The sequence below is a fragment of the Gordonia sp. p3-SID1431 genome (assembly GCF_025143765.1).
GTDB classification, from domain to species: Bacteria; Actinomycetota; Actinomycetes; order Mycobacteriales; family Mycobacteriaceae; genus Gordonia; species Gordonia hongkongensis.
Genome location: NZ_JAMBDT010000128.1, coordinates 1 through 11971, shown reverse-complemented (window position 1 = coordinate 11971; position 11971 = coordinate 1). Strand labels below are relative to the sequence as shown.

At 66.2% G+C, this 11971-nt stretch carries 12 protein-coding genes; 8 read left to right on the top strand and 4 right to left on the bottom strand.

What is annotated here, in order from left to right; genetic code table 11:
• Positions 1–135: 135 nt before the first annotated feature.
• The 8 genes from M4D77_RS21615 to M4D77_RS21580 all read left to right on the top strand — a co-directional run bounded on the left by M4D77_RS21615 (position 136) and on the right by M4D77_RS21580 (position 6721).
• Positions 136–993 carry a nitrile hydratase subunit beta gene (locus tag M4D77_RS21615; RefSeq protein ID WP_259937358.1) on the top strand — a complete coding sequence of 286 codons (858 nt, stop codon included), beginning with the start codon at positions 136–138 and terminating at the stop codon, positions 991–993.
• On the top strand, positions 990–1700 hold the full coding sequence (gene scnC, locus M4D77_RS21610) for a thiocyanate hydrolase subunit gamma (RefSeq protein ID WP_259937357.1): 711 nt from the start codon (positions 990–992) through the stop codon (positions 1698–1700). Before M4D77_RS21615 ends, scnC begins: the two co-directional genes overlap by 4 nt.
• A 3-nt stretch (positions 1701–1703) precedes the next feature.
• Entirely contained in the window at positions 1704–2075 is a 372-nt protein-coding gene (locus tag M4D77_RS21605; protein WP_259937356.1) for a thiocyanate hydrolase, read from the top strand.
• A gap of 96 nt (positions 2076–2171) precedes the next feature.
• Entirely contained in the window at positions 2172–2738 is a 567-nt protein-coding gene (sigM, locus tag M4D77_RS21600; RefSeq protein WP_058252981.1) for an RNA polymerase sigma factor SigM, read from the top strand.
• Positions 2739–2939: 201 nt separating this feature from the next.
• Positions 2940–3713: a hypothetical protein gene (locus M4D77_RS21595; protein WP_247450705.1), complete on the top strand. Its 774-nt coding sequence runs from the start codon at positions 2940–2942 to the stop codon at positions 3711–3713.
• Between the two features lie 146 nt (positions 3714–3859).
• Positions 3860–4876: a thioredoxin-disulfide reductase gene (gene trxB, locus M4D77_RS21590; RefSeq protein ID WP_137809140.1), complete on the top strand. Its 1017-nt coding sequence runs from the start codon at positions 3860–3862 to the stop codon at positions 4874–4876.
• Positions 4877–4934: 58 nt separating this feature from the next.
• Positions 4935–5273: a thioredoxin gene (trxA, locus tag M4D77_RS21585; RefSeq protein WP_058252984.1), complete on the top strand. Its 339-nt coding sequence runs from the start codon at positions 4935–4937 to the stop codon at positions 5271–5273.
• A gap of 269 nt (positions 5274–5542) precedes the next feature.
• Positions 5543–6721, top strand: a complete 1179-nt coding sequence (locus M4D77_RS21580; RefSeq protein WP_259937355.1) for an N-acetylmuramoyl-L-alanine amidase — start codon at positions 5543–5545, stop codon at positions 6719–6721.
• Here the strand turns inward: M4D77_RS21580 and M4D77_RS21575 are convergent.
• The 4 genes from M4D77_RS21575 to rsmG form a co-directional block, all read right to left on the bottom strand.
• Positions 6666–7520 carry a hypothetical protein gene (locus tag M4D77_RS21575; protein WP_259937353.1) on the bottom strand — a complete coding sequence of 285 codons (855 nt, stop codon included), beginning with the start codon at positions 7518–7520 and terminating at the stop codon, positions 6666–6668. The two genes, M4D77_RS21580 and M4D77_RS21575, sit on opposite strands and share 56 nt — an antisense overlap.
• Before the next feature lie 148 nt (positions 7521–7668).
• Positions 7669–8721, bottom strand: coding sequence for a ParB/RepB/Spo0J family partition protein (locus M4D77_RS21570; protein WP_058252987.1), 1053 nt, complete (start codon positions 8719–8721; stop codon positions 7669–7671).
• A gap of 64 nt (positions 8722–8785) precedes the next feature.
• Positions 8786–9739, bottom strand: a complete 954-nt coding sequence (locus M4D77_RS21565) for a ParA family protein (protein ID WP_058252988.1) — start codon at positions 9737–9739, stop codon at positions 8786–8788.
• Between the two features lie 169 nt (positions 9740–9908).
• Positions 9909–10616, bottom strand: coding sequence for a 16S rRNA (guanine(527)-N(7))-methyltransferase RsmG (rsmG, locus tag M4D77_RS21560; RefSeq protein ID WP_259937351.1), 708 nt, complete (start codon positions 10614–10616; stop codon positions 9909–9911).
• Positions 10617–11971 lie beyond the last annotated feature (1355 nt).

Genomic DNA, 11971 nt, shown 5'->3' with positions numbered 1-11971 from the left:
GATGCGCTCGCGGCTGTCGTTCGTTCGGATCGGGGAGCAAGGGCGTGCCGAAAACGCTCCTGAACCCCGTGGTCGGCGTGTAAGTTCTCCTGCAACTGCGCTGCAACCGTCGGACAAAGGTCCGGGAGGTGTCCGGTGAGCACTGCCGAAGAACGTGCGAGACAACTCGAACTCGTTGCGCGACTGCACTCCTCGTATCCCGAGCTGCCGGATGCCCCGACGCCCGATCTTCTCGACCACGATCGCTTCGTCGCCTACATGAAGCCGGTGCACGACGTCGGGGGTGAGCCCGACGCACCGATCACCTACGAGGGCAAGGCGTACGAGGAATGGGAGCACATGACCTATGTCATGTGTGAGGTGCTCGCCTGGCGCGGGATCTGGTTGTCGGAAGAGCGGCGTCGGATCGGCAACGTCGACGTCGGTCGCGCGGTCTACCTCGGAATCCCGTACTACGGACGCTGGTTGCTGGCGGCCGCCAGAATTCTCGTCGAGAAGCACCACATCGCGCTCGGCGAGCTCAGTGAACGCATGCTCGAGGTCCGGGAGCGATACGCGGGCGGCCTGGACGGCCGGCGTCTCGAGGCCCGCCCGCGCAGCGTCGGAGACGGATCCGATGTCCCGCGGAACACACACCATCGGCACGCGATCGGAATCGGCGACCCGCAGATCTACGCCGGGCGGGCGGGCGACGCCGCATTCGGCATCGGGGACCGAGTCCGGGTCCGCGAGCTGCCCGTCCTGTTGTACACGCGGACACCGGAATACGTCCGGGGCGCGGTCGGCGAGGTCGCGGCCGTCGCCTACGAGAGCCCAGCGCCCGAGGACGAGACCTGGGGTCTCTCCGACGCCCAACCGGAGTGGTTCTACGTGGTCCGGTTCACCATGGGCGACCTCTGGCACGGCTACACCGGGCCCGCCGACGACACCCTGCAGACCGAGATCCCCGAACGCTGGCTCGAATCCGCCGGCGGAGAGGACGACCGCCGATGAGCGACGATCACCACGACCACGATCACGACCGGACGGTCAAGCCGATGGTCGACGAGATCACCGACTTCGAGGTACTCGAGATCGCGCTGCGTGAGCTGTGCATCGAAAAGGGACTCTTCACCGCCGAGGAGCACCGCCGCTTCACCGAGTTCGCCGAACAGATCGGGCCGACGCCCGCGGCGACGCTCGTCGCCCGGGCCTGGCTCGACCCCGAGTTCGAGCGGTTGGCACTCGACGACCCGATGGCCGCCAGCAAAGAAGTCGGCGTCGACTGGCTCGAACCGACCGGTTTCGGAACACCCAGCGATTTCACGGCTTTCGAGATCCTCGCCGACACCCCCACGATCCATCACGTGATCGTGTGTGCGCTGTGCTCGTGCTATCCGCGCCCGATCCTGGGGAACTCGCCCGAGTGGTACCGAACGCCGAACTACCGTCGCCGGATGGTGCGGTGGCCGCGACAGGTGCTGTCCGAGTTCGGACTCCAGCTCCCGGAGGGTGTGTCCGTACGCGTGCAGGATTCCAATCAGAAGCACCGCTTCATGGTGATGCCGCGGCGCCCGGCAGGCACCGACGGATGGACCGAGCAGCAGCTGTCGGAGATCATCACCCGCGACTGCCTCATCGGCGTCGCGCTCCCCAGACCGGGAGTCAACACCAACGTCGTCTCGACCATCCGTCCGGCCGTCCACCCGGCGGGGGAGTAGCCGATGATCGAGGACGGACGCACCGGATCATCCCACGGACCACTCGAGGAGATCGTCGACCGGAACCAGGTGTGGCACCGGATGGCCGCGAAATACGGTGTGGAGAATCCTGTTCCACCGTGGAAGACGAGCCTCGACGGTCTCTGCGATGCGCTCGACCGGGTCGCCGATGCCACCGCGGTGAACGCGGGTACCCCCGGCGTCGTCGAACGACGCGACGAGGAGGACCGGCTGTCGGCGACCATCTACGCCGACCTGCCCTACCCCGAGAACCAACTGGTCGCCCTGGCACACACACTGCTCGACCGCGGGGTCATCGACGAGAGTGAGTTGCGGACGCGGATGGCTGCGGTGCGCGCCCGCCTGGAGTCCTGACCGGCCGGCCTGAGGACAGATCCGTCATCCGGCGACAGCTGTGCACAGCCGTCGCTCCAACGGATGACGCAGTGTCGGCTCCACTACTCTCAGCCCATGCCCGGGGGGAACGACGCGATCGACACGCGTAGCGACGAGCAGCTTCTGCACGCTCACCTCGCCGGCGACCCACACGCCTTCTCCGATCTCATCAGCCGCCATCTCGATTACCTGTGGTCGGTGGCGCTGCGGACCAGCCAGAATCCCGAGGATGCCGCAGACGCGTTGCAGGACGCCCTCTTCGCCGCGCATCGGACCGCCCACGACTTCCGGTCCGATGCCAAGGTGACGAGTTGGCTGCACCGGATCGTCGTGAACGCCGGCCTCGATCGCATCCGACGGAACAAGGTCCGCAGAACCGTGCCGCTGCCGGAATGGGACGTGGTCTCCATCGCCGACACCACCGACGACATCGCCGCCGTCGACCTGTCGGTGTCGATCGGGCGGGCGCTGCACGTCCTCCCCGAAGGGCAACGGGCGGCCATCGTCGCCGTCGACATCGAGGGTTACACGGTCGCCGAAGCGGCCGAGATCCTCGGTGTCGCCGAGGGCACGATCAAGAGTCGATGCGCTCGCGGCCGCCTCAAACTCGCCCAGGTCCTCGGACATCTGCGGAGCGGCTGACCCGCCATCACCCCGACTGGTCCATCCCGTTCCCGACAGATCGCGGCCGGGGGGAACCGAACCGGGGCGGGCCGCGTCCAAGTATCCGACGGATCGCGACCAGGAGACCGCCTCCTCTGACCCGACTCCGCTCGTGAACCACGCCGAACCGAGCCGAACTCCACGAACGCCCGCCATCCCCCGGAATGGAAGACTGACACCATGACCCCTCGGGGACCAGACGACCACGAGACCGGCGATGTACCGGACCCGCCGTATTCGGCGGAGATCCTCGCCGACCTGCACGCCGGTGCACTGCCCGACCGGACAGCCGCACACATCCGTTCCCGTATCGTCGATGACGTTGCCGCGCAATCCATCCTGGCCGCGCTGGATCACACCTCCGACGATCTGCGCTCCGCCGGTCCGGCGCCCGCGCCCGTTCCCGACCAGGTCCGCGCCGACGTCGCGACCACCCTCGCCGCGCTCGGCCGGGATCCCGCACCGGTCGACATCTCGGCCGCACGCCGCGGGCGTCGACCCGCCCGCTCCCGATCGCGCGACGACCGTCGAATGGCCGGCCGTCTGTTGCTGGCTGCCGCCGCAGTCGTCGTCGTCGCGGTCGGAACAGTCGGAATACTGCGGCTGGTCTCGGCGCCCGACGCGACCAATCCCGGGCAGACGCCGCGCGCTCAGTCGTCGTCGGTCCCGACCCCGGCGGGTCCCGCGGGCATCGCGACCGCACTCTCGGTCCTCGGGCGTACCGACGGAGCACCCTTTGGTTCCGTGGAGGCGCTCCGCCGCTGCACCGCCGCGCACCTGGTACCGGTCGAGGTGGTGATCGTCGGTTCCGGTCGAATCCTCGTCGACGGCACCGGGGCCGCCGCGATTCTCTTGTCGACGGGCGTGGCAGGACGTTTCGACGCGCTGATCGTCGGCCTCGACTGTGACCTGGGAAACCCGGCGCTGATCTCACGAGGCATCGTCGGCGGGTGACCGGCACGTCACGAGGCCCAGGGCTGCGCCGACCGGCCGGGGCACGCGTCGCGTCAGCGGGAACATCTCCGCCTACCCTGGTGTTGAAGCAGCCGTGACCCGCCTGGACTGGGCGGGTCTCGCTAAACCCACAGCACGGAGGACAAGTGAGCCAGCCAGAGACCCAGCAGATCCACGAGTTGATCATCATCGGATCTGGTCCTGCCGGGTACACCGCAGCGATTTACGCCGCGCGCGCCGAGCTATCTCCCATCGTCTTCGAGGGCACCCAGTTCGGTGGCGCCCTGATGACGACCACCGAGGTGGAGAACTTCCCCGGTTTCCAGACCGGTATCCAGGGTCCGGCGTTGATGGACGAGATGCGTGAGCAGGCCATCCGCTTCGGCGCCGACCTGCGCATGGAGGACGTGGACACCGTTCGGCTGACCGGCCGGATCAAGGAGGTCGAGGTCGGCGGGGAGATCTACCGGGCCCGCGCCGTCATCCTCGCCATGGGCGCGGCGGCGCGCTATCTCGGCATCGAGGGGGAGCAGCAGCTCCTCGGCCGCGGTGTGTCGGCCTGTGCCACCTGTGACGGTTTCTTCTTCAAGGACCAGGACATCGCCGTCATCGGCGGCGGCGACTCCGCGATGGAAGAGGCCACGTTCCTGACCAAGTTCGCGCGAAGTGTCACGCTGGTCCACCGTCGTGACGAGTTCCGGGCGTCGAAGATCATGCTCGAGCGCGCACGTGCCAACGACAAGATCCGTTTCGTCACCAATGCCGCGGTGCAGTCCGTGGTCGGCGACAGTTCGGTGTCGGGTCTGAAGGTCGAGGACACGCGCACCGGCGAGGTCAGCACCCTCGATGTGACCGGCATGTTCGTCGCGATCGGCCACGATCCGCGCAGCGAGCTGGTCCGCGGGCAGGTCGACCTGGATCCCGAGGGTTACGTCCTGGTTCAGGGACGTACAACCCTCACTTCTCTTCCCGGCGTGTTCGCCGCCGGGGACCTCGTGGACCACACCTACCGACAGGCCATCACCGCCGCGGGCAGTGGTTGTTCGGCGGCCATCGACGCCGAGCGCTGGCTGGCCGAGCAGGGTGAGGCAGCCGACCTCAGCGTGGACGACGCCGAGGCGGCCTCCGTTTCCGAGATCGACGCTGTTCAGGCACCCGCCTGAACCGTCAACCACTCACCACCTGGGCCACCCGGCCCGGTCCGACCAAGGAGATCAGATCATGGGTGCACACACCGTTGCCGTCACCGACACCACGTTCAAGGACGCCGTTCTCGGCGCCGACAAGCCGGTTCTGGTGGACTTCTGGGCCACCTGGTGCGGTCCCTGCCGCATGGTCGCTCCGGTTCTCGAGGAGATCGCTCGCGACCACGGCGACAAGCTGACGGTCGCCAAGCTCGATGTCGACGAGAGCCCGTCGACCGCGCGTGACTTCCAGATCATGTCCATCCCGACGATGATCCTGTTCGACAAGGGTCAGCCGGTGAAGACGATCGTCGGCGCCAAGGGCAAGGCCGCCCTGCTTCGTGAGCTCGACTCGGTCGTCGGCCAGTCGGCCTGACGACCTGCGATTCTCCGCACATCGACGCGACAGTCCGACGGGTGAACGACGTTGCCGTTCCACCCGCGGACTGTTTGCGTTGGTAGTGTCGGCCGTGGTCTCGACCGGAGACCCCTGCACGCGGGATCACACCGATTCGGCTCCGTGCAGTTTGGTGTAGTGAAGTCCAGCTGCGAGAATGCAGGCTGACGTTTCACCGGTGTACCACTTGGCTACATCGGACATCGCGCAGAGCCGCACCTGCCGCGATTCGTACGAGGGGTGACCAGATGCCATTGTTCCGACTTGGTGATCACGGCTCGGCGGTGGCCGAGATCCGCGCCATCCTCGTCGGACGTGGTCTGTTGCCCGACGATGGATCCTCCAGCGCCACACACGGTGGGCCGGCGAACGGGTGGAATCCACCCGAAGCCGTCTTCGACGAGGCGTGTGACCGGGCCGTCCGTGCGTTTCAACAGGAGCGCGGCCTGATCGTCGACGGCATCGTCGGTCCGGCCACCTACCGCGTCCTGCGCGAGGCGTCCTACCGACTCGGCGCTCGAGTGCTCTCGTATCAGCTGTCGGCGCCCATGGTCGGCGACGATGTCGCCACCCTGCAGAGCCGGCTGCAGAACCTCGGTTACTTCACGTCGCTGGTCGACGGCATCTTCGGCCTGACCACTCATAACGCAGTCTGCCTTTACCAGAGTGAATACGGTCTCGCTTCCGACGGCATCTGCGGTCCGGCCACCCTGCGTTCACTGGAACGCCTCGGCACGAGAGTGACCGGCGGTTCGCCGTACGCGATCCGCGAAGAAGAGCACGTCCGTCGTTCCGGACCGCAACTGTCCGGGAAGCGGATCCTCATCGACCCCGGCTCCGGTGGACTCCATGCCCTGTCGACGAGTGAGGTCGCCGATCGCGAGTCGGAACTGCTGTGGGACCTCGGTGCTCGTCTCGAAGGCCGGATGGCGGCCGCCGGAATGCAGACGTTCCTGTCGCATGACGGTCGGGGACGTCCCGGGGACGACGAGCGCGCTCGCGTCGCGAATCTGATGGACGCCGACCTGATGATCTCGCTCCGCTGCGGCCATTACCGGAACGCGCGCGCCAATGGTGTCGCGTCGTTCTACTTCGGCAACAACGACTCGTACTCGACGATCGGGCGCAACCTCGCCGGCTTCATCCAGCGGGAGATCGCGGCACGCACGCCGTTGTCGGACTGCCGGACCCACGAGCGCACATGGGACGTTCTCCGGCTCACCAAGATGCCCGTGGCCCTCATCGACGTCGGTTACATCACGAACCCGAACGACGCTGCAGTGCTTGCTGATTCGGATTGGCGCAACGTCATCGCCGACGCCATCGTAGTGGCGGTGAAGCGACTGTACCTGCTCGATCAGGACGATCGTCCTACGGGCACTTATACTTTCGCGGATCTGCTGGCCGCGGAGAACAGCTCCCGCTGATCCGCTGCGGCCCGGTTCCCACCGGGACCGCCGTCCGCTGCCGACCGGCCAGATCCATCTCGGCCATCACCACCAGTTTCTGCAGCGCACTCTCCACCTCGACCTTCCAGCCGAGCCCTTCGTCGAGCTCCAGTCGGAAACGCGGGAACCTCTGGTGCGACGACACGACGTCGAACCCGGAATCTTTCAGAAACGACGCGTCATTCATACAGTTCGTGCAGAGGTCGCCCTGGGGGTCGTCGAGGATCTCACGCGCGACTTCGACGATCGCCTCATCCGACCAGAGCTCGAGATCGTCGGCCACCCCGCCCGCGCTCCCGGCGAGCACGAAAGGATCCGCGCCGGACCCGTTCCGTACCAGACCGAACGATTCGACCGCCCGGACGCCTCGTCGGATCAGGTCGCCCAGCACCGCGTCCAGCAGGATGGTGGCTACTTCGTCGTGGCCGGGCTCGGTACGGATGCTGGTGAGCAGCACGGCGTCGTGGCTCACCGGCGACGTAGGGAAGTGCTGCGACCGCGGAACACGATTGGGCGGCGCGTAGAAGGCTGTACCGATGACAGTGTTCGTGCTCGACTCGAACGCGACCTGCCCGCACGCACCCCAATCGAGGAGAAGACCCGAGATCCACGCCTCCTTGTCGAACTCGCTTTCGTAGGGTTCGAGATCGCCGGGGCCCGGTGCCGTGCCGCGGCTTGTCTGCGCCACGGGCTCGACTTCCCAGAAGACGCATTTGCGGGTGTGGTGGGGGAGCGACGCGAAGGATCCCAGTTCCAACCGAGTGACGGACACACTCATGTCGGTGCGCCCCGGTCGAGAGTTCCACGGATGCCGAATGTAGCAGCGCAACAACAGCTTTCGCTGCATGAGCGCCCGCTGGCTACCTCAATCGTCACTGTGACATTACTTCCGCGTCTAGGTGGTACCGGAAATCCCGCGCCGAAATTCACTTCTTCGGATCGATGAACTGGACAATGCGTTCCAGGTCGTCGACCGAGCCGAACTCCACCACGATCTTGCCTTTTCTTTTCCCTAGACTGACTGTAACCCTGGTGTCCAGACTGTCGGACAGTCTCTCCGCGAGATCCTGGAGGCCTGGCATCTGCATCGGACGGCGTTTCGGTGCCGACGGAGATTTCGCTTCCGGACCGTCGCCACGATTGGCGAGCGTGACAGCTTCTTCGGTCGCCCGCACCGACAACCCTTCGGCGACGATCCGCGCCGCGAGAGCTTCCTGAGCGTCGCTTCCGGTCTCGAGGGACAGGAGAGCGCGGGCATGGCCGGCCGACAGCACCCCCGCCGCGACCCGGCGTTGCACCGGAATCGGGAGTTTGAGCAACCGGATCATGTTGCTGATCAGCGGGCGAGAACGGCCGAGGCGAGAGGCGAGCTCCTCGTGCGTCACACCGAACTCCTCGAGCAGCTGCTGATAGGCCGCCGCTTCTTCGAGTGGGTTGAGCTGCGCACGGTGGATGTTCTCCAACAACGCATCGCGCAGCATGTCACCGTCAGGCGTCTCCCGCACAATCGCGGGGATGGCCTCGAGCCCTGCCTCCTGGCTTGCCCGCCACCGGCGCTCACCCATGACGATCTGATAGGCGATCCCATCCGCGGTGGGCTGCTTGAGTCGGCGCACCACGATGGGCTGCATCAGTCCGAACTCTCGAATCGAGTGCACGAGCTCCGCCATCGCCTCGTCATCGAAGACGGTTCTGGGCTGACTGGGATTCGGCTGGATCTCCTTCGGGGGCAACTCGCGGTACACCGCGCCCGCCTCTTCCGGGCTGAGAGGTTGCGTCCCGGTCGCCTGCGTAGCGGCAGTCGACGAGGTCTTGACGCCATCATCAGCTGTCGTCGGACCCTTGCCGATGACGACATCCGCTGCGGCGTTGCCGAGGCGCGGGGCGCCCGATTGGTCGTCGGCAGGCCCCGTCGGAATCAGCGCCGCGAGCCCTCGTCCGAGTCCACCCCGGCGCTGAGCGGCGTCTCGTTGACTCATTGGTGCTCCCTTTCGCGATGATGGTCGTGAGTCGGCGTGTCACGTGAACCGAGGCGATACCGGATCACGCCGGCGCCCCCTCGGCAGCCCGCAACGCCAGTTCGCGTGCAGCATCGAGGTAACTCATTGCGCCGCGAGAGCCGGGGTCGTACTCGATGATCGTCATCCCGTATCCGGGGGCCTCGGAGACCTTGACGCTCCGCGGGATGATCGTGCTCAGCACCTTGTCGCCGAAGTGACGCCGCACTTCTTCGGCCACCTGATCGGCCAATTTTGTTCGGCCGTCGTACATCGTCAGCACGATCGTGGAGACGTGGAGCTCACGGTTGAGGTGCGCCTGTACGAGTTCGATATTGCGCAGCAACTGTCCGACGCCCTCGAGTGCGTAATACTCGCACTGGATCGGGATGAGAACCTCACGGGCTGCCACCATCGCATTGACAGTGAGCAGACCCAGTGATGGGGGACAGTCGATGAACACGTAGTCGATCTGGTACTTGGCAAGCACGTCGTCGGCGAGCGCATTACGCAACCGATTCTCGCGTGCCACCAGCGACACGAGTTCGATCTCGGCGCCGGCCAGATCGAGAGTCGCAGGCACGCAGAACAGCCCGCGCTGGCTGGGCGATTCCTGGATCGCTTCCTCGAGGGTCACTTCACCGAGCAATAGCTCGTACACCGATGCGATGTCCTGCGCACGATGATCGATGCCGAGCGCGGTACTGGCGTTGCCCTGTGGGTCGAGATCGACGACCAGAACGCGAAGACCGCGCAGCGCGAGTCCGGCCGCGAGGTTGACGGTCGTCGTGGTCTTCCCGACGCCGCCCTTCTGATTGGCGACGGTCATGATCCGTGTATGCGGCGGTTTGGGTAGTTGCCCCGCACCCCCGGGAGTCAGTACCTGACTCGCGCGCTCTGCGGCCATGGCGATAGGGGTGTCGGCGAAGGGCTGGCCGTCAACTCCGGGGTGACCCCCTGCCGGGGTTTCACGTGAAACATTCGGGTCTTGATCGACCACGCGTGGACTCCTTTGACCGACCTCGTACGGACTCGCGTCCGTACCGCCGGCGGCTGTAGCTGCCGACCCTACGGTCGCGGAAGCGTCCATTGCAGCACCTTCGGGGGTGCCGACAGAACGCTTCCTATTCTGCGCCCTTCGCGGACTCCACACCAATCCGATCGCCTCCTCAGCGCCGTCCGGAACGGCCACCGCGCGACCGCTCGGTCTTGGTTCCCACGATCACGGTCGTCGGCGTTTCGAGAACGCGATCGCCGCACGTGTGAACCGTCAGTTCTGTGATCCCAGAGCGCCCGACCACCGCCCGATCGCGTTCGATCTCTTCGGCTGCTGACGACCCTTTGATCGCGATCATCTGGCCTCCGGGCCGGACCAGGGGAGCGGACCATTTCGCCAATCGTTCGAGCGGCGCAACGGCTCGCGACGTCACCACATCGGCGGGCTCGACGACGGCGCGTACCGCCTTCTCTTCGGCTCGCCCACGGATCACGATCACGTTGTCCAACGAGAGCGCGGCAGCAGCACGGTCCAAGAAGGTGCTGCGTCGGAGTAGCGGTTCGATGAGAGTGATCGAGAGATCTGGGCGTGCAATGGCGAGGGGGATGCCGGGGAGGCCGGCACCGCTGCCGATGTCGATCACGCGCGATCCGTCGGAGATGAGCTCGCCGAGGACGCCGCAGTTGAGGATGTGACGATCCCACAGTCGCGGGACCTCTCGCGGACCCATGAGTCCGTGGTCGATCCCGTCGGTGGCGAGGATGCGCCAGTAGTCCCCCGCCAGCGCCACCCGCTCACCGAAGACATCAGTCGCGATGTCTGGCGGAACCGCCAACGCATCAAGATCGTGCTCGTGCCCGGGTTGTGCGTCAGACGGCACTTCGCCTCCGTTCGAGTGGGATACCTAGACAGTGTTTCACGTGAAACCCAACCCTCTGGCGGGTCGGTGCACATCGGGTCTTAGCGCGATGTTTCACGTGAAACACATCGATGTGATTCGACGACAAACCGGCGGAACTGAGCGCAACGTCCCGTCGAACCCGCGATCGACATCTGCGTCGCTTTCGCCCCCTCCCGCTCCCTGGTCCGAGAGATCCGTTAGATCTCTGGCCCTGGGGCCAGAAGCACAAGCCGCCAGGCCCAAAACAAGCGACGAAGAAGCGCGGTCGAGATCGACGAGCCTCGATAGATTCGCGACGCATCTCGCCAGGACCCTTCGTGACGGCCTCCGCAAGCTCCGGCCTCCTCAGGGAGCGGTGGTTCCCTTGCAGCCCACGACGGCCGCCAGGCCGCAGATACCGAGGAGCGAGCTCGGGAGCGATACCACCTGCTCCCTGAGGAGTGACCTTGCGAGCGTCATCCTGCTCCCTGAGGAACGACTCGCGAGCGGCACCGCCTGCACCCTGAGGAGCGACCTGGCGAGCGGCACCACCCGCTCCCTGAGGAGCGAGCTTGCGAGCGGCACGAAGGGTCTTGGTGGGCCGGGTTGCGAAGACCCTTCGTGACGGCCTCCGCAAGCTCCGGCCTCCTCAGGGAACAGGGGGTGACGCGCCCTCCGCAAGCTCCGGCCTCCTCAGGGAACAGGGGGTGACGCGCCCTCCGCAAGCTCCGGGCCCTCCTCAGGGAGCGCGGGTTTGCCGCGCCCTCCGCAAGCTCCGGACACTCCGTAGGGGCGGAACTAGACGCGCCCTCCGCAAGCTCCGGACGCCCTCAGGGAGCAGGTCGTTCATTCGGACCAGGGGAGCACGGACTCGGATGTTCACGAGTGTTCTTCCATGGTCCACAACAGTCGCCAGGCTGAGGATAGTGACGTGCGAGCCCTGCGCCACCCAGCTCCCTGAGGTGCGAGCGAAGCGAGCCTCGAAGGGTCTGATGACGTCCGTTTCGATTGACACTCCGGTCCCGGAAAGGAAGCGTCACGTGACAATTCGATCGCTCTGCATCCGGAACCGAGCAGCGAGCGGTGTCGTTGGCCAGTGGCGACGCTTGGCGCGGGTATGCCAACCCGCCGGAGAGTCACTGCCGCGGTCCGCGCTGCCAACACCCGGAACTGCCCAAACGTCACAGCGGCCGCCGAGACTGGCAACTCGGCAGCCGCTCGACCGACCGCGCCTCGACCCGGGCCGGGCAATGAACGGCTTTGGGCTCTCTCGTCGCGTCCGGCACACGTGGCCATCCACCGCGCTACGAGTACGTCCATGGTGCGAGTTGGCGCTACCGCCATGTGCAGCAACG